A 25,614-nucleotide genomic window follows, 5' to 3' on the forward strand; every position below is an offset into this window, starting at 1 on the left:
AAATGAGATTCCCAATACAACAAGTTCCGCAAGCTAATGATCTAGCAAATGTGATATTGACTATTGAAGCTATATCAAATGGATATGAATCCGATATCCAGATTGGAGACTATGTCGGTTTTAGTGACAGGCAGGGACGTTATTATAGGTTAGCTGGAGAATTATTAGGATTATTAATCACAGAGAAAAAGAAAAACAAGTCCATTCTGACACCATTAGGAATAGAACTCATAGAATTAGATAAAGAACATAGAAAAATAAAAATAAAGACAATAATTGAGCAAAATCCATTTTTTACTCTAATTTTGGAGTTTATTAAATCAAAAACAGGAACAAGTAGAGTATCTATAGTCAACTATATTAAAACGATTGTTGATGGTTCTGAAAGTACAATTGTAAGGAGAGCAAGTACAGTTGTAAATTGGCTTCTATCGGCAGAGCTTATATATATAGATGATGATAATGAAGAGGAAGAAAATTTATTCTATTATAACGAAGTAGTTGACGAGGAAGGGATTAGTGAAGACGAAAAAGAATTAAATTATTCTTCATATATTATCGAAGAAGAATTAGACATTAAGGAAATACACATTCAAGTAATTGCTCTTTTGAGAAAAAATGCACAAAATAAGATTATCATACCTGCTTTTCAAAGAAATAAGGTATGGACAAAACAGCAAATGAGTAAATTTATTGAATCATTAGTATTAAATATTCCTATTCCTCCAATTTATGTAACTCAGGATCAAAATGGCTCATTTATTGTAATTGATGGATTACAAAGGATATCAGCCATTGTAGATTTCTTTCAAAACAGATATACCTTAGTAGGAATGAGCGTTTTAAAAGAATATAATGGTTTCTCTTGTGAACAACTACCTTCTCACATTACCACTAGAATTGAGGATAGAGCACTTCTTTTATATGCTTTAAAATCCACAATTCCATTACCAATTATTTATGATATTTTTCATAGGATCAATTCGAATGGAACCCAATTAACAAGACAAGAAGTTAGAAATGGCATCTACTTAGGCAAATCAACTGATTTATTAAAAGAATTAGCTGAATCAAAAGAATTTAAAACAGTAATAGGCGATGGAATTTCTTCTTTACGCATGAAAGATAGAGAAGCTGTTTTAAGATATTTGGCTTTTGCTCTATTTGATTACAATTCTGACTATCAGGGAAATTTGGATGAATTCCTTGGTAAAACAATGAGATATATAAATCGAGCTAGCGATCAGGAAATTATAAAGATAAAAAACGATTTTATTCGTACAATGAAATACGCAAATGATTTCTTTGGGAAAAATGCTTTTAGATTACCAACGCATATTAGTAGAGGAAGAGTAAACATTGCAATTTTTGAAACTATATGTGTGTTTTTTAATAAAAACAATGACAACTTTCTCGTTAATAGCAAGAAAAACATAATGCGAAATTATATGTATTTGATTAAAGATAAAGAATATGTTTCGTCTGTCAGTAGTTCGACAGGTTCTATTAAAAATGTAAAAACAAGATTTGAAAAAACCTTTAAAATATTAAAATCATGATACGCACTATTGGCATAAGTAATTTTAAATTGTTTAAAGATAAAACCAATGTCCCACTGTCTAACTTAAATCTTCTAACAGGAGTAAATGGCAAAGGAAAGTCTTCTGTCTTACAAATTCTATTGCTTCTAAATCAATCAATTAACTACAGTCGTAGTACGAATAATATTATTCTTAATGGAAATAATGTTCGACTTGGAAATCTATTTGATGTGAAAAATAGGCTTATTTCATCTAAAGAACCTATTAATATATCTTTTATTTTAGATAATTATGTTATTAATTACCAATTAGAACAATATGGGGAAACTGATATTGATTTAAAAATATCTTCAATAAGTATCACTATTAATGAAAAATTAACATACATAATATCTAAAATAATAGATGATGACCTTTACAAAATTTTCAAGAATAATGAAGATGTCTTTCCAAACATAACATTTAGTCTTGACAATCTATTCATACCAGAATCAACACTTCGTATTATTGATGAATCTTATCTAATTGAAATCAGGAACTTGTTGAATTTTTCCAATATTCATTATGTTTCTGCAGACAGAATAGGTCCTCAAAATTTTTATGAGAGAAAAAGTTTGGGTAATTTTGTTTCCGTAGGATCACTTGGGGAAAATACAGTCAATATATTGGCAAGAAAAGGAGGCGATCCCGTTCAACCTGAACTCAAAAAGGTATATATGGATCTCTTCTCTCCCACTGAAGATGAACTAACTAGTGATACAATAGAATCTTATGCAAATTATTGGTTAGATAAGATCTTTGAAGGAGCGGAAATCAAAACCGAGGTAATGTCTGATATAGACATAATAAAGTTTAGCATAAAACCATCCAAAAAAGATGTTTTCTATAAGCCAACAAATGTAGGATATGGTTTCAGTTACTCATTACCAATTTTAGTGGCCGGATTAATTGCTAAAAAAGGAGATATTTTGATTATTGAAAATCCAGAAGCTCATTTACATCCATATGCACAGTCTATTTTATCCAAATTTTTAGCAGGAGTAAGTAGAGTTGGGGTACAAGTTTTAGTAGAATCTCACAGTGAACATATATTAGATGGCTTTAGAATTATTGTGCATGATAAAATCATAGACTTGAATGAGATCAACATTCTCTATTTTGATAAGAATGATGAAACATATTTCCACAAAATAGATATCAAGGACGATGGTGATATAGAAAACTGGCCTACAAACTTTTTTGATCAATCAACAAACGATCTCAACTATCTATACGGAATATGATACATGTATTTGTAAATGAATGCTCTATGAATGGGCAATATGAAACTAGAGATGACGTATTGAATGCTACAAAAGTATTTATTGGAGCTTTAAACATATTAGCAGAATTAAAGAAAAACTCGAAAATTCTCTCGTATAGTTGCCATACTTTTTATTTAAAAGATTCAATAAAAGGAACTCAATACATATCTGCGTTGAAAAAAGACAAAGTTTCTAATGACATATATTTAAAGAATATGAAGTTATTAGGAAACTCATTTTGGGAGAATGAATATATTCATGATTGTAACAGCAGTTACACCCATAATGGGACAGACTATGTTACAACATCTGTTGCAGAAATTACAGAAAGAAAACTTTTAGACTCAAGGCTAAATGGTTTTCTTTTAAATTTTGAGAAGTCTTACTTTTCTAAGCAAAAAGACATCGATGTCATTAAAAATAACAAAATATCAGTAATCGTTGATTGTAACAGTTCAAAGGATACGATAATAGATTGGTTTAAAAATAGAGGGTATACAATTCCATATGATCCAGCATCCAAAATTTCTCCTTTGGATGAACAAACAGTATTAGCTCAATCAGATGCTTTTGAACTCACTCAATACAAGTCCCAAAATGGAAGAAAAGTATATAGACGTAAAGGAACAAGTCAATTATGGTATGTAGATAGTAGTCCTCGCCATGCGACACAGAAAGCTCACTTTGAAGTATTCGATGAAAAGACCAGAAAACATCTAGGTACTTCATTATATAATGAAATAAATGTAGATAAGACTCATTTAGATCCAAATAGGACGATAGATATCGATTAAATTAGTGATAATTAAGAATATTATTTTTTCACTACGAGAATTAAAAACGACTATTTTTTTCTGCTTGTTGAGTTTGCATAAGCCAAGAAATTGTTATCTTTGACCCTAGTATTCTCCATGAGCAAACTACCGCAAAAGCACGTGGCAAATTAGTGGGTTAAATCATGGGATATGCTTGAAGCTAAAAATATAAAGTTTTAAATATCAGTGTGGTAACTCCGTTAGGAGAATCCCAGGCGGATCACATAAGAACAAAGCCAAACAGTGACAAAAAAGAGACAAGTCCTACAATATCAACGTATTGTAGGACTTTTTTTATGTTTCAGTCTTGCCTGAAAGACAAAAAAGGGGCACGAAAAGACACACTTTAGTATACAATTCGTGACCTGTCCGACCTTTCAGATTTTAGGTCACAGAATGTCTGAAATTGGCGGTTTGTTGTCTTGATTTGTCTGTACTGCAAATATCTCATTCACAGTAATTAAAATTAGTTTTTCAATCTAAGAAAGTGAGATTATGAAACAAGAAGTTAGGACAATAAATACCTAATATTATTTCGTTAAATGAACATTCCATGTGTTAATAACTAAGAAGACTTGAATTGACTCAAGACTTCTTTTCTTTGTTTTCCGTTAATTTGCCGAGAATTAAAAAGCAAAAGAAATGAGAAAGATAAGTGTTCTAATAATATTAATATTCATGATGTGTAACTGTTATTCCAGTAAACATATCAGTACTTTCTCCGCAAATCATGTCGAATTAGGAATGAGTAAACAGAATTTTATTTTTAAATATGGTAAGCCTTTCAATCAAGAAACCCAATATAACAAAGAGAATCAATTAGAGGAAAAAATATTTTATAAAAAAGAATTAAATAGTGGCGGTTGGTATGCTGTTACTACATGTTTTACTTTCCAAAACTCACAGCTCATTAAGCAAAAATCATTAAAGAGGGACGAATGTTTCAAGATTGCAAATGCAATAAGTAACTTTAGCAATAATCATATAAATCCTCAATAATAATGAATTTAAATATCATCCACTTTTATAGACACGTTTATTTTTATACCTTCCCATAAGGTGTCAAGAAGATTATAATTAATATAAAATGATACGATTGAATAAAACAATTATATTGACAATTCTTACAATTATAACAAGTAGTTTTCAAACAACTATTTTAGGACAAACAATTAGCGGTAAAATAATAGACTGCAATCAACATCCGATAGATGGTGCAACTATTGTTTTACAAACGATAGATTCTACCTATATAAGTGCATCCATATCCAATGTTGACGGAACATTCACTTTTAAGAACCAACAGGAAGAATACCGTCTGATTATACAGCATCTTTTATATGAAACGAAACAAATGTTAGGGAAGGGAAATGATGCCGGAGTTATTCAACTTCAACCTAAAGACTATGCTTTGGATGAAGTTATTATCAAGACTGAACGTCCTTTTGCGAAAGTGGAGAATGGACTTTTAGGGTATAATCTTGCCGTCCTTACCCAAAAGCAGCTCGTAAACAATGCTTATGAAGCATTGACAAAGATACCGGGAGTGCAAGAAGATAGAGGAGCATTAACTTTAGCCGGAGCAGGAAAACTAACTGTTATTCTAAACGGGAAACCTACAACGATGGATGCCGAACAACTGGAAACTCTGTTGCGCAATACTCCGGTGAACCGTGTAGAAAAAGCAGAAGTAATGTATAGTGCGCCTCCTGAATACCATGTACGAGGCGCAGCCATTAATGTTATTTTGAAGCATCCAAACGGTTACTCTTTTCAAGGAGAGATCAGCACTGATTATAAAAATCAATACTTCAATAGTGGGGGGATGAATGGAAACTTTCGTTTATCAACTCCTAAAATGGCTTTTGATGTGATGTACGGAACAAATAACGTGAAAAACATGGAATACATAGACCTTGACTCCAAACATACACTAAAAGATGAACTATATAATATCACACAAAATGAACAGTTACGTAGTAAGTATTGGAATCACAACCTTAGAACAGCCTTTGAATATAACCTCAACAACAAAAACAATATCAATATAGCATACACAGGCAGTTATACCCCCAATCAGTATAATAGTAGCCGAACATCAGGCAATTACCAAGTCAGTAATGTAGACAAGTATATCAACAATCAAATGCATAATATCACATTGCAATATCATTTTGGATTCGGGCTTAAAATAGGCAGCGACTATACTCATTATACTTCTAATAAAAATCAAAGATTATATGCAGACTATCAAGATGGAAGTCAGAGTAGTTTCTCTATGATTGGCGGACAAAAGATAGACCGCTATTCTATCTATGCAGACCAAAAGCAGTCTTTGTCCAAAGGATGGAATTTAGGTTATGGAGCATCTTACCGATTTACCAAAGACCTTGATTTCCAAACTTATGATGAGGTAACAGGGAATGTTCAAACTCAAAATACATATTCTAATCTGAAAGAGCAAACTATCAATTTCTACGTATCATTAAATAAAAACTATCAAACTGGTACATCCTTATCTGTTTCTGCTACAGGAGAATATTATACTATCGGTAACTATCACAAATGGGCAGTTTATCCACAAGCATCATTGACTTATTTTAAGACACCAAAGCATATGTTTCAACTCTCATTATCTACGGATAAAACCTATCCGAGCTATTGGGATATGCAATCTTCTGTCAGTTATCTTAATGGATATACCGAATTATGGGGAACACCGAATTTGAAGCCTATGACAAATTATAATCTGAATGGAAGTTATATCTTTTTGAAGAAATATATTTTTAGTCTGTTTTTCACGCACACATCAGATTATTTCACACAAGCAGCCTATCAATCAACCGACCGACTGGCACTAATCTATAAAAATACAAATTGGAACTATATGCATGTATATGGAGCAAATATTATATTCCCTTTTAAAGCAGGAAACTGGCTGGAATCCCGATTAACATTAGTCGGTATGCAAATACGCCAACGTTGTGATGATTTCTTCGACATTCCTTTCAATCGTAAGAAATGGGTGTTTAGCGGTACACTAGATAATACTTTAAAAGTAAATAAGAACTTGTCTTTCGAGTTAATAGGAAATGTACAGACACCCGCCATACAAGGGACATTTGATATAGAATCAATCTTCAATCTCACTGCCGGATTGAAATGGAATTTTGCAAATGACAAATTCAGCTTGACTACCCGTTGTAATGACATATTTAATGCTGGGATGCCTGCTACAAAAGTCCGCTTCAAAGGACAAAACTTGAATATGAATAGCGGATTCTATTCACGAGCATTTACTTTACATTTCAGTTATCGCTTTGGAGGATATAAAAAGAAAGAAATAAAAGGAATAGATACATCAAGATTCAGCATGTAATTTTTCTAGGTGTAAGGTACAAGCATATATTGATAAGAACCGGAGACATTAGTTGTTGAAGTGAAAGTTGAACCGGGAGAAGTTGCAGGATATGCTGTAGAAAGTGCGAATATGAAGTTTAATTTTGTAGCAACAGAAATATTACTAGGTGAAGGAGAGGAACAAAATGCACTTCCGGACTTTACTCCGACAACTTTCAATTTTGACATGAATCAAAACAAAGTCGAACCTCGTATTTTTTACTAAAGAAAATCAATAATAATCCCCAAAAAGAATGTCCATATTTACATATGGCCGTTCTTTTTCCCAATAATTGTATAAGAACAAAAAAGACATTCCCTAAACCAGAAAAAATAGCTCTTTGTATTCGAATGGTGTAAACGTATTCGTGTTATAAAAATAATGTAATGAAAAAGATTAATCATTTTATTGTAGTTATTTCAATATGCTTGTCAACTATAATATTGACTGCTTGCGAAGATCACAAAAGCATTGTGGGAAAATGGATACAACCCGTTCCGGGAATGCAAAATGTCAAACAGGGTTTTGAACTCGCAGAAGGAGGAAAGGCATCATCTGTCAATATAGCAACATTATCTTACGAAAGGTGGCAACAACAAGGTAGTTTACTCATTCTTTCAGGCAGAAGTATAGGTAGTCACCAATCACTCTCTTTTTCAGACACGCTTGACATCAAAAGCCTGACAGAAGACAGTCTGATCTTGAAAAGAGGAATGCTTGTTCTCCGGTATGCCAGAGAAACTGGAGAGCAGGAAAAAATAACTGAAAACATTCCTGCGTCTTTTGTTACTCCAGCCAAAAAGACATTAACCGTAAAAGGGGAATTAGTAATCGGTTCAGAGGTACGTTCTTTCAAACAGGAAAAAAGCACCGATATTTATTGGATAATCGACAAAACCGGGAAACTCTATCAAGAATATGACAGAATAACAAAAGGAGTTAAGAATGGACTGCCCGTCCATGCGGAATTACAAGTTGAATATATGGGAAAATCTAAAGAAGGCTTTGCGGCAAATTACAAAGGTATATATTATGTATATAAGATCAATTCCATTTATCTGAATGATGTTACTATAATTCCTTTTTAATTCTTTAGTCATAAAAAAATAGTATTTTAACCCTATGTAAATATGTAATTTTATAGCATTTAAAATAGTATTTTTATATGCCATACTATATATTCTCAAATAGAGATTTACACTATATAAGACAATCGAATCAATAATATCAAAAGGATTGGATCCTACATATTGTGGGATGTAAGCAAAGAATGGTTTCTTGCATACTTCAATCAAGTTTTGAAACTTATTATGCTTCTCTTTTGTTTTAATATAAAAAGCGACTGTTGCATTCTAAATATATTTTATATAAGACCAATGATTGTACGCAATTTTATATTATCAATATGGGTAAAAAAATAGATTATTTCTCTTTGTTCGCACGTTTAGCTCTTGCCTTTGGATTTTTATCCGCAGTTGCGGATCGTTTTGGCTTCTGGACATCTTTATTAGGAAGTGAATATGTTGTTTGGGGGAATATGGGAAACTTTATTACATACACAGGAATTTTACTTCCATGGGTTCCGAAATCACTTTTACCATTATTTGCCTGGACAGCTACAGTTGCAGAAATCATTCTGGGAATTTTGTTACTTATAGGTTTCCAAAAACGCATTGTTGCACTTCTTAGCGGGATCCTACTACTAATGTTTGCTTTTTCAATGATGCTATTCGTGAACATCAAGTCTCCATTTGATTATAGTGTTTTTGCGGCCGCAGCTTGTGCATTCTTACTTTTCAAAGATGATGGAGTCCACACCAATTAACGTTCCGCTAAATATACACCACTTAATATGAAAGCAGAACCTATTAATGCAACGATAGTTATATGTTCATCAATTACAATAGCTGAAATAAACAATGTTACAAGAGGAATAACATAAATATAATTTGTAGCATAAACAGCTCCTAATTTTTTAACCACAACACTCCACATAATATAGCAAAGCATAGAGGCAACCACCCCTAAAAAAGTTACTGCTGCCATAATATGGTACCATGTAATGGATTTAGTTGTTGTATACATATTTAAATGTTTAATAAGCTTATGAAAGAAATTCACTGCAAAGATAAAGAGTTCAGGATATAGTTTTTCCTATCTTTGCACGACATTTTCATATAAATATCAAAAATAGATTCATGCAAGGCATCAAAAATCTGACTCAAGGGTCCATCAATAAGCAATTGTTTAACTTAGCTATGCCCATAATGGCAACCTCTTTTATACAGATGGCATACAGTTTAACAGATATGGCTTGGGTAGGACGTTTAGGAAGTGAAGCAGTAGCAACTATTGGTTCTGTAGGTATTCTCACGTGGATGTCAGGTTCTATATCCTTATTAAATAAAGTTGGATCGGAAGTAAGTGTAGGACAATCGATTGGGGCGCAAAATCAAAAAGATGCACGCCAGTTCGCCTCCCACAATATTACAATAGCACTCATTATTTCCATATGTTGGGGGACATTATTATTTTTATTAGCAAAACCCATTATTCAAATCTATGAACTGGCACCACACATCACAAATAATGCCGTAAACTATCTACGAATTGTTTCTACAGGTTTACCCTTCATTTTTCTTTCTGCGGCTTTTACTGGAATCTATAATGCTGCTGGAAGAAGCAAAGTCCCTTTTTATATCAGCGGCACAGGTTTAATACTGAATATCATACTTGATCCTCTTTTCATTTTCGGTTTTGGCATGGGAACCAATGGAGCAGCTTATGCCACCTGGATTTCCCAAGCATCTGTATTCGGAATTTTTGTATATCAACTTCGTTGGCGAGATGCATTATTAGGCAGTTTTCCTTTTTTTACCAAATTAAAAAAGAGATATACATACCGTATCCTAAAACTTGGACTACCGGTAGCCACTTTAAATACACTTTTTGCTTTCGTCAATATGTTTCTATGCCGTACCGCATCAGAACAAGGAGGACATATCGGACTAATGACATTCACCACCGGAGGACAGATTGAAGCAATCACATGGAATACTTCACAAGGATTTTCAACAGCACTAAGCGCTTTTATTGCTCAAAACTATGCCGCAGGACGTGTCGAAAGAGTAATACGTGCTTGGCATACTACTCTATGGATGACAGGAATCTTTGGAACATTCTGTACCATTTTATTCATATTTTTCGGGAATGAAGTTTTTGCTATTTTTGTGCCGGAACAAGTAGCTTATGAAGCAGGAGGAACCTTTTTACGAATTGACGGATATTCTCAATTATTCATGATGCTCGAAATCACAATGCAAGGAGTGTTCTATGGTATCGGACGAACCATTCCTCCTGCTGTCATTAGCATCACCTGCAATTACATGCGTATTCCACTCGCCATATTCTTCGTTCAGTTAGGCATGGGAGTAGAAGGAATATGGTGGGCTGTCTGTCTTACAACCACCGCCAAAGGAGTTATATTACTGGCATGGTTCGTATTTATTCGTAAAAAAGTGCTTTCGGTCAACAAAAAGGAGTAATCAGTTGTTTTTTCAATAATGCAAAGAACAACCTAATCATATTATCTATATCTTTGCCATGTTTTAATAAAAATGCTAATTTTAATAAATCAATTGGGTATGAAAAAAATTAAATTTATGGCTCTTTTCATGAGCTTGGCTCTAGTATTTGGAGGCTGCGGATCAATGAATAATACCGCTAAAGGTGGAGTAATCGGTGGTGGTTCGGGTGCTGCTCTGGGTGCAATTATCGGTGGTATTGCCGGTAAGGGTAAGGGTGCTGCCATAGGTGCTGCCATAGGTACGGCTGTAGGAGGTACCGCAGGTGCATTAATCGGTCGCAAGATGGATAAAAAAGCTGCAGAAGCTGCCAAAATTGAAGGGGCACAAGTTGAGCAAATTACCGATAATAATGGATTAGCAGCTGTTAAAGTAACATTTGACTCAGGCATTCTTTTTGGTTTCAATTCATCTACGCTAAGCAACAGTGCAAAACAATCTTTACGTGAATTTGCTGACATATTGAAAAGTGATCCCACAATAGATATCGCCATAATAGGTCATACGGATAAAGTAGGTACACAGGAAGCCAATCAAAAAGTTTCTAATAATCGTGCTTATGCAGTGGAAAACTATTTGCAATCATGTGGTGTTTCACCTTCTCAGTTCAAAGAAGTGGAAGGAGTGGGCTATTCACAATATGACGAGTCATTGACTCCTGCCCAGAATCGCCGCGTGGAAGTTTATATGTATGCCAGCACACAAATGATTAAGAATGCGGAAGCCGGCAAATAAAATACTTCTCATTATACGTAATCTGTTGCTCTTTTTCTTTTTGTCAACCATATTTACGGTCATCATTTACCGGTTCCTTCCGGTATACGTTACTCCGTTGATGGTCATCAGAAGCGTGCAACAAATTGTATCGGGAGAGAAACCCACGTGCAAACACACGTGGGTTTCTTTTGATAAGATCTCCCCTACCCTTCCTATGGCGGTCATCGCTTCTGAAGATAATCGCTTTGCAGAACACAATGGATTCGATTTCAAGGAAATAGAAAAAGCAATTAAAGAAAACGAGACACGGAAGCGAAAACGAGGTGCCAGCACTATTAGTCAACAAACGGCAAAAAATGTTTTCTTGTGGCCTCAATCATCCTGGCTAAGAAAAGGATTTGAGGTCTATTTTACCTTCTTAATAGAAATCTTTTGGTCCAAAGAACGGATCATGGAAGTCTATCTTAACTCTATTGAAATGGGAAACGGCATCTATGGAGCACAAGCTGCAGCTAAATATAAGTTTCATACTACTGCAGCTAAATTGAGCAAGGAACAGTCCGCTCTTATTGCTGCCACACTGCCAAATCCGATACGTTTCGACTCTGCACATCCTACACCTTATATTCTGAAAAGGCAAAAACAAATAATGCGCTTAATGAATTTAATCCCTAAATTTCCACCCATTGAAAAAGACAAGAAAGTCACCAAACCACGAAAAAAATAATAATATCCTATTCACTTATTAACAATATAATAATATGATAAAATACTTTTCACTTCTGTCTCTTCTCCTCTATCTGTCAGGCGAAATGTATGCTCAACGTACCGAAGTCTATGCACCCCATATACAAACCGTACAAGTAATAGCAAATGATAATTATCTGGCTCCTCCAATCATCACTTTAGGACGGGGAGAAAATATTGAAATCTCCTTCGATGAATTGTCACATGAATATCACCGATATCAATATGTGATTTCTCATTGCAATATAGATTGGACTCCTTCTGATTTGTCCGAATTAGATTATCTCGATGGATTTAACAACAATCCGATCGATGATTACGAAACATCGATTAATACTACAATGCCATACACACATTATAAATTCAGATTACCAAACAATCAAGTGCGTATGACACTGTCCGGGAACTATACAGTTACCGTTTATGATGACTCGGATAGCGATACGCCAATATTTAAAACATGCTTTCGCGTATTGGAACAACATGTCGGTATATCTGCAGTAGTAAGCAGCGATACAGAAATAGACAGAAACAAAAGTCATCAACAGGTCAGCTTCAATATTCAGCATAAAGGATATGTGATTCGTAATCCGCAACAGGAGATCAAAATACAGGTAATGCAGAACGGACGAGTCGATAATATGGTCTCTAATATCTCTCCAACATATGTAGGACCAGATGAATTACGATATACACATAATCGTGCATTAATTTTTCCAGCAGGAAATGAATATCGGAGATTTGAAATAGTAAGCACACGTTTTACCAATTTAGGAGTGGAAAGTTTACAATTTCATGATCCCTATTATCATGCAACTCTCTTTACCAGCGAACCACGTATTCGGAATTACACATATGACGAAGACCAAAACGGACACTTCCTGGTACGGTATGATGATGCTACAGATAATGATATAGAAGCTGATTATTTCTTCGTACATTTCACCCTTCCTTGGGATAAACCTTTTCAAGGAGGCAATTTATATCTTGAAGGAGAATTCACCTATGATACATTTAATCAACAAAGTGAAATGAAGTACAATGAAGAAACCAGTTCATATGAATCCGTACAACTTCTGAAACAAGGAGCATACAATTACTTATATCTGTATGTCCCCGATGGTAGCACCAAGGGAGAAACTGGACCAGTAGAAGGGAATTTCTATGAAACCGAAAATGAATATCTGATTTTAGTTTACAGCCGACCATTCGGTGAAAGGTATGATAAGCTGATAGGAATGAAACTTGTTAGATATAGACCCTAATCAGTAATCTTCGCATATTTTCCATAAATATACTAAACAAAGCAAAGGACTCTGATCACCCTAATTCGATGATACAGAGTCCTTTTTCTTTTCAGGACAAGTCAAAGATCAAGCTCATCCCACACTCTCTCTTAAGATTAAAATAAAGAATTAAGCAAATATATCACTACGCTGAATGTATGCAATTACATCACCTTTATTTATTACAGCTCCTTGTTGAGCGCATACTTCAACTACACGGCCTGTAAATCCAGTCATTACCTTGTCATATTCCCCCCATGGAGTAGAGAGATAACAAAACACCTCGTCATGCTGATATTTACGTCCAATGAAAGGAGCAGTAGAAGGTCCCTCTACAGAAACTTCCCAAAGTACCTGACCTTTGTCAGGTGCGATAATCGGATCAGCTTTTGCGCGTTTCAACTTCTTTATATCTTCTTCTGAATAACCGCTCTTAGCCATAGTTGCATCCTTGGCACGTTGTAAATCGTCCTCAAAGCGCTTTTTAGCAACGCCCGATTTAAAATCACGATATTGACGGTCGTGCATAGCCAATTCGAATAGTTCTTCATTGTCCGGACCATATTCCCAACCGTTCTCATCCATTTCTTTCTTGTATTCATCCAAAGCATCCGGATAATTCTCCTGTGGATCAGTATCCACAAATTCATAACCTTTAGATTTGGCCAACTCTATTATCTCAGGAGCAAGCTTACCCGGTAAACGTCCACTCTTTCCTAAAATCATATCCCATGTATGATTATCGATCATAGTCCAACGCTCTTCACCTTTAACCAATTGCATCACATTCATCAGTGCCACATTTTTCACATACTGACTGAACGGAGTCACTAAAGGAGGATATCCGAGTTTAGGCCAGACATATTCCACTTCGTCAAATAGCATTACCAACAGATCGTCTATACTGAGTTCCGGCTCGTTTTTACTTCTCAGGATCATATTAATACCTGCATGAACCCCTTTCAAATCAGCCATCATAGATCCCATCATACCACCCGGAAGCCCGCACTTCAACAAAAGAGAGGACATGTGTTTATTTGTAGAATCCATGAAATATCCCAGAAAATCATCTATGAACTCCTGGGTCATGGCACGAGCCTTCATATATGCCTTCATATTAATTTCAGGAACTTTATATCCTTTGTCTTTCAGCATAGCTTGTACGGAAATCACATCAGGATGTACTTTACCCCACGACATCGGTTCCATAGCAACATCTATAATATCGGCACCATTTTCACAAACTTCGAGAATAGAAGCCATTGAAAGACCTGGTCCGCTATGACCATGATATTGTATTATCACATCAGGATGCTTTTCTTTAATTGCTTTTGTCAACCGGCCCAACATACCGGGACGGCCAATACCAGCCATATCTTTCAAACAAATCTCCGGGGCTCCGGCCTCTATCAATTTGTCGGCAATATCGGCATAGTACTCTACCGTATGTACGGGAGAGAAAGTTATACAAAGTGTAGCCTGCGGAATCATACCACCCTCAAGTGCGTATTTTATGGACGGAATGATGTTACGTACCTCATTCAGGCCACAAAATATTCTTGTGATATCTACACCTTGAGCATGTTTTACCTTATACATTAATCGGCGTACATCTGCAGGTACCGGATACATACGCAAACCATTAAGACCACGATCGAGCATATGAGTCTGTATACCCACTTCATTAAATGGTTTAGTAAAAGCGCGTACGGCCTTATTGGGGTTTTCTCCATACAACAGATTCACTTGTTCAAAAGCTCCTCCATTGGTTTCGACACGGGCAAAACAACCCATTTCAATAATCAACGGAGCAATTCGCACTAATTGATCGACACGGGGTTGATACTTACCGGACGATTGCCACATGTCCCGATAAACGAGACTGAATTTAATTTCCTTTTTCATTGCCGTAATCTATAAGTGATTTAACTTGGTTAACACATCTTTCCCTACAAAAATAGTGATTTATTTGACATAAAGACAAGAAAGCAACAAAAATCTTTGGGTTAAAAGATATGTTTTATATCATATTGTCAGCAAAGAAAAGGAGTAAGAAATGAAAAACACTCTTACTCCTTACAATTAAACATTAATTAGCTATGCTAAAACACAGATTAATACATTACACGGTTCTTTTTCTTTTAAACTAAAACTATATATATTTATACCTATTGATTAAACAAAATCCTTTAATTCTTGCTGCAATCTTTGTCGAGTAAAGAATATACGGCTTTTAACCGTTCCAAGAGGCAAATCCAGTTTTTCAGCTATCTCACGATACTTAAATCCTGATACATGCATAGAGAAAGGTATCTTATATTCTTTAGGAAGTGAATTCACTACCCGATGCATTTCTTTCAGATCATAAGCACCTTCAGTACTCTCAAAACCCGAATCCTGCGGTAAATTCAAATGATATAGATTATCGGTCTGATCTACATAAGTTTGGTCACGAACTATTTTGCGATAGTTATTAATAAAGATATTACGCATAATGGTATACATCCATCCCTTAAAATTAGTATCCGGGATATATTTTTCCTCATTATCTAATGCCTTTAATGATGTTTCTTGCAACAAATCATTAGCTTCTTCACGATTAGCAGTCAATTTATAAGCAAAACGAAGCAGTTCCTCTTGAACTCCAATTAAATCTTTTCTGAAACTTAAACTTTTCATACTTGATGGTTTTTACGGTTAATATTTCGTTTCTTTCTCGATGGTGCAAGTTTAGGGCTAATTTTGGAGTTGGGCAGGGGTAAATTAGTCACATTTAGGGGCAAAAACTATCAAATAACAGTTTTTAGGTGGTTTCTGATAGAATTCAGGTGATTAATTATAGCTATCAAAAGCTTTCATATACAAAATAACAGAAATCAAATAACATTTTCACTAGATTATACCTTTATTATAATAGACTTCTATTCTAAAAACGGCTCAGATCATTCAACGAAAGTTCCTTTTAGTGGCTCTGGCTATTTTGTTCTGTTTAATTTCATTAAATAAGTAACTATTAATCTGCAAATTATTATATTTGGATGTTGATAATTAAAAGGAGTAATGATATGAAAACAAATCTACGAATCACCTTCCTGTTATTTCTGTTAATAGTCGGAATATCTGATATCATAGGCCAGCCGACTAAAAAGGAGCGCAAGGAACAAAGGGAAAAGGAAGTGAAAGAACAAATCATTTCAGAGAATTATAAAATAAATGTCTCCACGGCCTATCCTCGCCGTGGGAAATCAGTACATCTTACATCTCCTTATTCATTGGAGATAAGGAACGATTCGGTATTCTCTTACCTGCCTTTTTACGGTCGTGCTTACAACATCCCCTACGGAGGCGGTGACGGATTGATTTTTAAAGCTCCAATCCATGAGTACAAAATGGAAATGAACAAAAGGGGAGCTGCCAAAGTAGAATTCGTAACCCGTAATAATGAAGACCGCTTTCAGTTCTCTTTAAATATCTATTCCAATGGTTCGACAAGCATCAACGTTTATATGCAGAATCGTGAATCGATCAGTTTTTCAGGAGAAGTGGATTAACGGAAACCAATAGCCTTCGTCGTTTTCGCTCAACCTTACAAAGAAGAATTAAACAAGGATTAGATATCCGGCTCCTCTTCCCCCTTAAGGATAGGCAGGCAAATTTGGTATTTCACAGCCAGGATACGAGTAACAAAGACGCTGCTCCCGCTTATAATCTGGGTAAGAACGGTATCCATCGCCAACAGGTGGCATCCCCAATATACTACTCCACCGAATACGCATGCCATTGCGTAGATTTCCTTACGGAAAATAAGTGGAATTTCATTAATGAATACATCGCGGATCACACCTCCTGCTGCACCGGTAATACTGCCCATAATGATGGCCACCCAAAACGGATACCCTAAAGCAACGCTTTTCCCGACCCCAACCACTGTGAATAGAGCCAAACCAATACTATCGAATATAAAAAAGGTATTATGCAAATGGATGAGATACTTCCCGAACAGGATAACCCATATCAATGCAAGTCCGGTACAGATAAGATAAATAGGATTAGTCATCCAGCCGGGAGTAACATCCAATAGTACATCTCGAATGGTACCGCCACCAATAGCAGTCACCAAACCGACTACGTAAGCTCCGAACCAATCGAAGCGCTTGGCAGATGCCAAACGAATCCCGCTGATGGCAAAAGCGAATGTACCAATGAAGTCAAGTATTTGAACGAATGTGGGCATAGCTAAAGTTTTTTGTGTGCAAAGGAACAAATAATTCCGCAAGAAAGCGTACATTTGTTTCTTGAAAATAGATAGAAAAGTGATATGAAAATAACAATTGTTGCCGGGGCACGCCCGAATTTCATGAAAATAGCGCCTATTACACGTGCCATTGATGCTGCACGGGCGCAGGGTAGAAGTATATCATACCGGTTAGTATACACCGGGAAACATGACGATACTAGCCTGGATGCTTCGTTATTCGCAGACCTCCACATGAAAGGTCCTGATGTGTATCTGGAAGTCAGTGACAGCAACCCCACGCAATTAGCCTCAGGCATCATGGTGGCATTTGACAAAGAGCTGACAGAAAACCCCACCCACATCGTACTTGTCGTAGATGACCTTACAGCGACTATGAGCTGTGCCATTGTCGCAAAAAAACAAGGGATAAAAGTGGCGCATCTTGTTGCAGGTACCCGTTCTTTCGATATGAAGATGCCCAAAGAAGTGAACCGAATGATAACCGACGGGTTGTCCGACTATCTGTTCACTGCCGGTATGGTTGCCAATCGGAACCTGAATCAGACAGGCACGGAAAAAGAGAACGTATATTATGTCGGCAATATTCTGATCGACAATATCCGATACAATCGCAATCATTTTATCCGTCCACTCTGGTTATCTGCCTTAGGAGTAAATGAAGGAGAGTATCTGTTACTGACACTTAACAGACGCATTCTTCTTAACGACAAAGCCAATCTTAGAAGTCTGGTCGAAACCATTATAGAAAAATCAGCAGGCATGCCGATTGTCGCCCCAATGCATACATATGTAAGCGACGCTATCAAAAGCCTGGGTATTACTGCACCCAACCTGCATATCCTGCCACCGCAAAGTTACTTGTCCTTCGGCTACCTGATGAGCAAAGCGAAAGGAATTATTACCGATTCCGGCAACGTTGCAGAAGAGGCCACATTCTTGGGCACTCCCTGCATTACACTCAACACTTACTCAGAACATCCTGAAACCTGGCGTATCGGTACGAACGAATTAGTAGGAGAAGATCCGGTGGCCTTAAGCAACGCAATGGATGTACTGATGCGAGGGGAATGGAAACACGGAGAACTACCCGAACGTTGGGACGGACGGACAGCAGACCGTATCGTACAGATACTTTCCGAACATCAATAAACAAGCTCAAGGCTTTTTGGGTGATTTACAAAGAGAAAGCAACTTACAGGCATTTGCATGATTATCATATATCATCTGCAGATGCCTGATTCTTTTTTCCACCTCTTCTGCAGAAGGCTCCATGACATATAAGCGTTCTATTTGCTCCACAAGTGCTGTCCTTCCATCTGCAACAAGACATAACGGAGCCAAAGCCGAATCGGTAAGCATCGGAGTATTCACCAAGCAGAAACCATGCCCCTTGAATAATGAATGAATAAGCTTCAATTTAATACCTGTATCCTGAAATGTCAAAAGAAGGTTTATGCGCGCCCGGACAATTAATCGTTGCATTTCTTCCTCGGAAGGATCGGCAATCAATTGAACATTCGAAAAATCGGCAATTCTCTTTACCAAAGCAGGTGCAGGAGACTTACCGGCAATGATCACCCGTATATTCCTATCTAATGAAGGAAGTAAATCATTCAATATATAAAGAGCCGCATGTACGTTTTCATCTACGGATAGATTACCGTGATATAGTACATAAGAATCAGTACCGGTACTCGTATCGGGCAATATATTATTGTAAAAACAGGGTATCCATTCGGCAGGCACGGGTGCATAACATTTTGAGAAGTATTCCTGATCAAAGGGAGTGATCGCTAAAATAGCATCCGCATGGCGCAATTGTTTTTCATAAGAACGAAGCTTGCATGCTTCCAGCCTATAATAACAACGTTTAAAAAATGAAACTGCAGAATCCCCCAAATGTTTATAATAATCATGTTCTACATTATGAGTCCGAACCAGCTTTAAACGCGATCGCAAACTTTTATGATCCAAGAAATAACAAGTATATAATCCTTCAAATAATATCGGAGAGTCATCTTCATTCAACCGCTGAAGCAGTAAACGATTCCTACGGCTGTACACTATATACGGTATGAATGAAAACAGAGAAGATACCCCCGTAAAACGTTCATAATAATAGACTTTCCCAGCCACTTCATTCAGTTGCGGAGCCTCTTCCGTCCGGTATTTATATGTATGTAAAACAATGTCACAACCTGCTTCTTTTAAGGCTTTTAACTTATAGTACACATCAATGAGACCACCATATGCAGGCGGATAAGGAACCTGAAAGCTAACGACATGAAGTTTCATGAATAATTGATTATTACATTAATTATTGCACAAATATAGCATTTAATCGGTTCATTCTTAAACATTCCTCTTATTTCTTAGTTAATATTAGCATGAGGATTAACAGTAATTTGCTAACTTTGCGGCCTCATGTTGAAGTATATGAAACAACAATATAGAAAACTTATCCTGTTATCCCTGCTCATAATTACTGCTTCGCAGGCATTTGCACAGCTAAAAGGGGTTATCACAGACTCGATAACACACGAACCATTAATGTATATCTCTGTATATTACGAAGGAAAGGGAGTCGGTGGAGTGTCCAATGCAAATGGAGAATATCAGATAGAAACACGCAGAGGTTGGAATGAAGTGACGTTCTCCTCGATCGGGTATCGCACCAAAGTGGTAAAACTGTCACCGGGACAGAAAATATTGAACGTACAAATGGCCCCGGACGATGTAATGTTAAGCGAAGTGACAGTAAAGCCCAAAAAGGAGAAGTACTCCAAAAAGAATAATCCGGCCGTAGATTTCATGCGCAAGGTGATCGAGCATAAAAAGGCACAAAGGCTGGAAGTAAACGAATATTACCAGTACGACCAATACGAGAAGATGAAGATGTCCCTTAACGAAATCACTCCGGAGAAGTTAGAAAAGGGAATCTATAAGAAATACGCTTTTCTAAAAGATCAAATCGAAGTATCGGAAGTGACGAACAGTCTGATTCTCCCCATATCCATACAAGAAACGTCCTCGCAGACACTTTTCCGGAAAGACCCGGAAAGCAAAAAGACTGTCATCAAAGGCATGAATTCTAATGGCATCAACGAATTCTTTTCCACCGGTGACATGTTAGGCACAGTTCTACAGGATGTCTTCACTAACGTCAACATTTACGATGACGAGATACGTCTACTTCAAAGACGTTTCACCAGCCCGATAGCCAAAGAGGGCCTCAACTTTTATAAATATTATCTGATGGACACATTGACTGTGGATCGGGACACTTGCGTTCACGTCTCGTTCGTTCCCCAAAATTCACAGGACTTCGGATTCACGGGACATCTTTACGTATTAAAAGATTCTACCTATGCAGTAAAAAAGTGCGTCATGAATCTGCCCAAAAAGACAGGCGTAAACTTTGTCAATCGCATGGACATTGTGCAGCAATACGAACAATTGCCTAACGGGAACTGGGTACTGAAAGATGATGACATGCTAGTCGATCTGTCTTTGGTAAAAGCAACCGGAGGATTGCAGGTGCAGCGTACTACGAAATACAGCAATTACAAGTTCGATCCCATCGAAGCAAGATATTTCCGCATGAAAGGTTCAGTCATCAAAGAATCGGACATGCTTTCGAAGAGTGATGAGTACTGGGCGGAAGTACGGCAAGTACCGCTGACCAAGACCGAAAGCAGCATGGATATATTCATGAACCGGATCGAACAGATACCGGGATTCAAATATATCATCTTCGGAGCAAAAGCTCTGATCGAGAACTTCGTTGAGACCACTGGACCGAAAAAGAAAAGCAAGTTCGATTTCGGACCCATCAACACCACTATTTCAAGCAATTACATCGATGGTTTGCGCTTGCGGTTAAGCGGCATGACTACCGCCAACCTCAACCCGCATTGGTTTGTCAACGGTTATGGAGCCTATGGTTTCAAAGACCACCGTTGGAAATACAGCGGAACACTGACCTACTCGTTCAACAAAAGAGACTATGTCGTATGGGAATTTCCCAAGCATTTCATTTCAGCCACCTATGGCTACGATGTGATGTCACCGATGGATAAGTTCCTCTTTACGGACAAAGACAACGTATTCCTTTCCTGGAAGACAACAACCGTAGACCAGATGTCATACATGCGTGACGCTACGATCAATTACGAACTGGAAACTCATACCGGATTCGGTGTCAAAGCCATGCTTCGCCACCGTAATGATGAACCGACCGGCAACCTGAAATACTGGCCTAACAACGACAGTCCGGACAAAATGCCATTGCCGAACGAGAAACCGATCCATGACATTACTACCGCGGAGGCAAGCGTAACACTTCGCTATGCCCCCGGGGAATCTTTCGTCAATTCGAAACAACGCCGGATCCCCGTATCCCTGGATGCACCGATCTTTACACTGACCCATACTTCGGGATTTAAAGGAGTCCTCGGTGGGGAATATAATTTCAACCGTACGGAAGCAAGCATATGGAAACGCGTCTGGCTGCCTTCCTCTTGGGGTAAAGTAGATATCAGCCTGAAAGGTGGTGCCGAATGGAACACGGTTCCTTTTCCGTTACTGATTCTGCCGGAAGCAAATCTTTCGTACATCACCCAACGTGAAACTTTCTCCCTTATCAATAACATGGAGTTCCTGAACGACCGTTTCGCCTCGGTTTCTTTGTCGTACGACATGAACGGAAAACTATTCAATCGAATCCCGTTGCTGAAGAAGTTGAAGTGGAGAGAGATGTTCCGGTTCAGGGCACTTTGGGGAACATTGACCGACAAAAACAATCCGTTCAAGAGTGACAATCCCGAATTGTTCCTCTTTCCTATGCGTGACGGAAAGTACACCAGTCATGTGATGGACCCGAAAATACCTTATATGGAGGCAAGTGTGGGAATCTACAACATTTTCAAACTTCTACATGTTGAATATGTACACCGCTTGACTTACCGTGACAATCCCGACATTAATAAATGGGGCATACGGTTCATGGTGGTAATGGTGTTCTAAACAATTAATCGCTTAATAACGTGCAACCATTAGCAGAACGGCTTCGGCCAAAAACATTAGATGAATATATAGGTCAGAAGCACTTAGTCGGACCGGGTGCTATCCTGCGTAAGATGATCGATGCGGGCCGGATCTCTTCATTCATCCTTTGGGGACCTCCGGGGGTAGGAAAAACCACTCTTGCGCAAATTATCGCAAACAAGCTGGAAACACCCTTTTACACATTGAGTGCCGTAAGTTCCGGTGTTAAAGACGTGCGTGAAGTGATCGACCGTGCCAAAAACAATCGTTTCTTTTCGCAGGCAAGCCCTATCCTTTTTATAGATGAAATTCACCGGTTCAGCAAATCGCAACAAGATTCACTGCTGGGTGCGGTAGAAAACGGTACAGTTACACTGATCGGTGCAACCACCGAGAACCCATCTTTCGAAGTGATCCGTCCTCTCCTATCCCGCTGTCAGCTTTATGTGTTGAAATCTTTGGAAAAAGAAGATTTACTGGAACTGCTGCAACGCGCCATCACAACCGACAGCATACTGAAAGAACGCCATATCGAGTTGAAAGAGACCAGTGCAATGCTCCGCTTTTCAGGAGGGGATGCCCGGAAACTGCTGAACATACTGGAACTGGTGGTTGAATCGGAAACAGAAGAAACCGTGGTGATCACCGACGAGATGGTTACCGAACGTTTGCAACAGAATCCCCTTGCTTATGATAAAGACGGTGAAATGCACTACGACATCATCTCGGCCTTTATTAAATCCATACGCGGAAGTGATCCAGACGGTGCCATCTATTGGCTGGCACGAATGGTGGAAGGGGGCGAAGACCCTGCTTTCATCGCCCGCCGCTTGGTCATATCGGCTGCCGAGGATATCGGACTTGCCAATCCGAATGCACTGCTATTAGCCAATGCATGTTTCGACACGCTCATGAAGATAGGTTGGCCGGAAGGTAGGATACCATTGGCTGAAACAACTATTTATCTGGCGACAAGCCCTAAGAGCAATTCGGCATACAACGCCATCAACGACGCATTAACTTTGGTTCGGGAAACGGGTAACTTGCCGGTTCCCTTGCATCTGCGCAATGCACCGACCAAATTGATGAAACAGTTGGGATACGGTGAGCAATACAAGTATGCCCACAATTATGAAGGCAACTTCGTGAAGCAGCAATTTCTGCCCGATGGACTGGCAAACAAACAAATTTGGCATCCCCAAGCGAATGCTGCGGAGCAAAAACATGCCGAACGCATGCAACAGCTATGGGGAGATAAGTATAAACAATGAATTGTGATTCTTAAAAAATTATTCCATGAAGATTGTAGTATTAGACGGTTATGCCGCAAATCCAGGCGATTTATCCTGGGACGAATTGAAAGCGATGGGAGAATGTACGATTTATGACCGTACCTCACCCGAACAAGTCCTTGAACGTGCAGCAGGTGCAGAAGTACTGCTTACGAACAAAGTGGCAATCACAGCAGAAGACATGGCAGCATTGCCCGATCTGAAATATATCGGTGTACTTGCCACAGGATATAATGTCATCGATATCGATGCAGCTCGCGAACGCGGTATCGTTGTCACCAATATACCGGCATACAGTACCCCGTCCGTAGGACAGATGGTATTCGCACATATCCTGAACATCACCCAACAAGTGCAACATCATTCCGAGGAAGTACACAAAGGACGTTGGACAAATAGTGCCGACTTCTGCTTCTGGGATACTCCACTCATTGAATTGCTCGGAAAGAAAATCGGTCTTATCGGACTAGGACAAACAGGATACAATACAGCCCGTATCGCCATCGGCTTCGGAATGAAGGTATGGGCATACACATCCAAGTCGCGCTTGCAATTGCCTCCGGAAATAAAGAAGATGGAACTGGATCAGATATTCCGTGAATGCGATATTGTCAGTTTACATTGTCCGCTGACCGAACAGACCCGTGAATTGGTCAATGCCCACCGATTGTCTCTGATGAAACCAACGGCCATTCTAATCAATACCGGACGCGGCCCGTTAGTAAACGAACAAGACTTGGCTGATGCCCTGAATAATAAAAAGATATATGCAGCAGGCGTAGATGTACTTTCAACCGAACCACCCCGTGCAGACAATCCATTGTTGACTGCCCGCAATTGTTACATCACTCCGCACATCGCTTGGGCAACTACTGCTGCCCGCGAACGTTTGATGGGAATCATGTTGGAAAACCTGAAAGGCTATGTGGCAGGTAAACCAGTAAATAACGTAGCAAAATGACGGTAAATTCCGTTTCTTGCTAACAGGCCTCCTTCTATAAAAAGGTGAAACAGAGATGGGAACCGGAGTTTTGACCCTGAAACAGAGAAAGACGATGAGGACAAACCGTCTATAAGTACATCACAAACCGTATTTAGGTCAATGTGACACCGAGATAAAAACAGTTTGTCACCGAGGAAGGATCGGTTCCCCGGTAATGAACGGCCTCTTCCCCACCGAGGAACCGTACTTTCCTCACCGATATACATGCCTTAAGCATTGAAAAGGAAGGATAACTGAGCTATTTTATTCTAGTTGCATCTTTGCCAAAGATCATCTTGAAGTAGCATACTCAAACTAAAATTCCTACGAGGATGTTCAACCACACATAATAAGAAAGGATAAGCGAACATAAAAGTCACTTATCCTTTCTTTTTGCTATCTAAATGAAAACGGCTGATTGCCCCACAATCGATTCTTTTCCATCAATCCCAACGAACGGTCGGAAAAACTCCGTATGGCAGCCTTATAAATTCAATTTGCTATTTTGACAGAATCATATCAATAAGAATGCCCGCCTTCGTCCGTAAGCCTTCGGCATACATTCCCCTGGCGATGACAGAGGAATTCCATTATCTCGACACAACCACGGAGACAGGTGAAATGGTCTACTTATCGGCATAA

The 25,614-nt window shown here is 38.1% G+C and carries 22 protein-coding genes; 17 read left to right on the forward strand and 5 right to left on the reverse strand.

Features of this window, described 5'->3' with window-relative positions:
* The first annotated feature begins 2 nt into the window (after positions 1-2).
* From H8744_RS15955 to H8744_RS15990, 8 genes are all read left to right on the forward strand, one after another.
* The gene (locus H8744_RS15955; RefSeq protein ID WP_262435791.1) at positions 3-1,559 is read left to right on the forward strand and encodes a GmrSD restriction endonuclease domain-containing protein; all 1,557 of its coding nucleotides are present in this window, start codon (positions 3-5) and stop codon (positions 1,557-1,559) included.
* Positions 1,556-2,824 carry an AAA family ATPase gene (locus H8744_RS15960; protein WP_262435792.1) on the forward strand — a complete coding sequence of 423 codons (1,269 nt, stop codon included), beginning with the start codon at positions 1,556-1,558 and terminating at the stop codon, positions 2,822-2,824. The genes H8744_RS15955 and H8744_RS15960 overlap by 4 nt, the downstream gene beginning before the upstream one ends.
* A gap of 26 nt (positions 2,825-2,850) precedes the next feature.
* On the forward strand, positions 2,851-3,639 hold the full coding sequence (locus H8744_RS15965; RefSeq protein WP_262435793.1) for a hypothetical protein: 789 nt from the start codon (positions 2,851-2,853) through the stop codon (positions 3,637-3,639).
* Positions 3,640-4,302: 663 nt separating this feature from the next.
* The gene (locus H8744_RS15970) at positions 4,303-4,659 is read left to right on the forward strand and encodes a hypothetical protein (protein ID WP_262435794.1); all 357 of its coding nucleotides are present in this window, start codon (positions 4,303-4,305) and stop codon (positions 4,657-4,659) included.
* An 88-nt stretch (positions 4,660-4,747) separates the two neighbouring features.
* On the forward strand, positions 4,748-7,039 hold the full coding sequence (locus H8744_RS15975; RefSeq protein ID WP_262435795.1) for an outer membrane beta-barrel family protein: 2,292 nt from the start codon (positions 4,748-4,750) through the stop codon (positions 7,037-7,039).
* Positions 7,040-7,099: 60 nt separating this feature from the next.
* Entirely contained in the window at positions 7,100-7,285 is a 186-nt protein-coding gene (locus H8744_RS15980) for a hypothetical protein (protein ID WP_262435796.1), read from the forward strand.
* Positions 7,286-7,446: 161 nt separating this feature from the next.
* A complete protein-coding gene (locus H8744_RS15985; RefSeq protein ID WP_262435797.1) occupies positions 7,447-8,148 on the forward strand; it encodes a lipocalin-like domain-containing protein in 702 nt (233 codons plus the stop codon).
* A 317-nt stretch (positions 8,149-8,465) separates the two neighbouring features.
* Entirely contained in the window at positions 8,466-8,885 is a 420-nt protein-coding gene (locus H8744_RS15990; protein ID WP_262435798.1) for a hypothetical protein, read from the forward strand.
* On the opposite strand, the gene H8744_RS15995 is transcribed toward H8744_RS15990, so the two are convergent.
* Positions 8,882-9,181 carry an EamA family transporter gene (locus H8744_RS15995; protein WP_369411036.1) on the reverse strand — a complete coding sequence of 100 codons (300 nt, stop codon included), beginning with the start codon at positions 9,179-9,181 and terminating at the stop codon, positions 8,882-8,884. The genes H8744_RS15990 and H8744_RS15995 overlap by 4 nt on opposite strands.
* Positions 9,182-9,258: 77 nt before the next feature.
* Here H8744_RS15995 and H8744_RS16000 point away from each other — a divergent pair, with 77 nt between their 5' ends.
* The 4 genes from H8744_RS16000 to H8744_RS16015 all read left to right on the forward strand — a co-directional run bounded on the left by H8744_RS16000 (position 9,259) and on the right by H8744_RS16015 (position 13,373).
* Positions 9,259-10,605: an MATE family efflux transporter gene (locus tag H8744_RS16000; RefSeq protein WP_305067392.1), complete on the forward strand. Its 1,347-nt coding sequence runs from the start codon at positions 9,259-9,261 to the stop codon at positions 10,603-10,605.
* Between the two features lie 99 nt (positions 10,606-10,704).
* Positions 10,705-11,379 carry an OmpA family protein gene (locus tag H8744_RS16005; RefSeq protein WP_262435801.1) on the forward strand — a complete coding sequence of 225 codons (675 nt, stop codon included), beginning with the start codon at positions 10,705-10,707 and terminating at the stop codon, positions 11,377-11,379.
* Positions 11,360-12,088, forward strand: coding sequence for a monofunctional biosynthetic peptidoglycan transglycosylase (gene mtgA, locus H8744_RS16010; RefSeq protein WP_262435802.1), 729 nt, complete (start codon positions 11,360-11,362; stop codon positions 12,086-12,088). Before H8744_RS16005 ends, mtgA begins: the two co-directional genes overlap by 20 nt.
* Before the next feature lie 34 nt (positions 12,089-12,122).
* Positions 12,123-13,373 carry a type IX secretion system plug protein gene (locus H8744_RS16015; RefSeq protein ID WP_262435803.1) on the forward strand — a complete coding sequence of 417 codons (1,251 nt, stop codon included), beginning with the start codon at positions 12,123-12,125 and terminating at the stop codon, positions 13,371-13,373.
* Between the two features lie 150 nt (positions 13,374-13,523).
* Here the strand turns inward: H8744_RS16015 and H8744_RS16020 are convergent, their stop codons facing one another.
* Positions 13,524-15,299, reverse strand: a complete 1,776-nt coding sequence (locus H8744_RS16020) for a hydroxymethylglutaryl-CoA lyase-like TIM-barrel protein (RefSeq protein WP_262435804.1) — start codon at positions 15,297-15,299, stop codon at positions 13,524-13,526.
* Between the two features lie 270 nt (positions 15,300-15,569).
* Entirely contained in the window at positions 15,570-16,073 is a 504-nt protein-coding gene (locus H8744_RS16025; RefSeq protein WP_262435805.1) for an RNA polymerase sigma factor, read from the reverse strand.
* A 386-nt stretch (positions 16,074-16,459) separates the two neighbouring features.
* On the opposite strand from H8744_RS16025, the gene H8744_RS16030 reads away from it, so the two are divergent.
* A complete protein-coding gene (locus H8744_RS16030; protein WP_262435806.1) occupies positions 16,460-16,945 on the forward strand; it encodes a DUF4251 domain-containing protein in 486 nt (161 codons plus the stop codon).
* 59 nt (positions 16,946-17,004) lie between these two features.
* Here H8744_RS16030 and H8744_RS16035 read toward each other — a convergent pair whose 3' ends face one another.
* Entirely contained in the window at positions 17,005-17,628 is a 624-nt protein-coding gene (locus H8744_RS16035; protein ID WP_262435807.1) for a trimeric intracellular cation channel family protein, read from the reverse strand.
* Between the two features lie 84 nt (positions 17,629-17,712).
* On the opposite strand from H8744_RS16035, the gene H8744_RS16040 reads away from it, so the two are divergent.
* On the forward strand, positions 17,713-18,801 hold the full coding sequence (locus H8744_RS16040; protein WP_262435808.1) for a UDP-N-acetyl glucosamine 2-epimerase: 1,089 nt from the start codon (positions 17,713-17,715) through the stop codon (positions 18,799-18,801).
* A gap of 6 nt (positions 18,802-18,807) precedes the next feature.
* Here the strand turns inward: H8744_RS16040 and H8744_RS16045 are convergent, their stop codons facing one another.
* A complete protein-coding gene (locus H8744_RS16045; RefSeq protein WP_262435809.1) occupies positions 18,808-19,947 on the reverse strand; it encodes a glycosyltransferase in 1,140 nt (379 codons plus the stop codon).
* Between the two features lie 141 nt (positions 19,948-20,088).
* On the opposite strand from H8744_RS16045, the gene H8744_RS16050 reads away from it, so the two are divergent.
* From H8744_RS16050 to H8744_RS16060, 3 genes are read left to right on the forward strand one after another with little or no spacing between them, the layout of a single operon-like run.
* A complete protein-coding gene (locus tag H8744_RS16050; protein ID WP_262435810.1) occupies positions 20,089-22,677 on the forward strand; it encodes a DUF5686 and carboxypeptidase-like regulatory domain-containing protein in 2,589 nt (862 codons plus the stop codon).
* 20 nt (positions 22,678-22,697) lie between these two features.
* Positions 22,698-23,969: a replication-associated recombination protein A gene (locus H8744_RS16055; RefSeq protein ID WP_262435811.1), complete on the forward strand. Its 1,272-nt coding sequence runs from the start codon at positions 22,698-22,700 to the stop codon at positions 23,967-23,969.
* Between the two features lie 25 nt (positions 23,970-23,994).
* On the forward strand, positions 23,995-24,951 hold the full coding sequence (locus H8744_RS16060) for a D-2-hydroxyacid dehydrogenase (RefSeq protein ID WP_262435812.1): 957 nt from the start codon (positions 23,995-23,997) through the stop codon (positions 24,949-24,951).
* Positions 24,952-25,614: the final 663 nt, after the last annotated feature.

Source organism: Jilunia laotingensis (genome assembly GCF_014385165.1).
Lineage (GTDB): Bacteria > Bacteroidota > Bacteroidia > Bacteroidales > Bacteroidaceae > Bacteroides > Bacteroides laotingensis.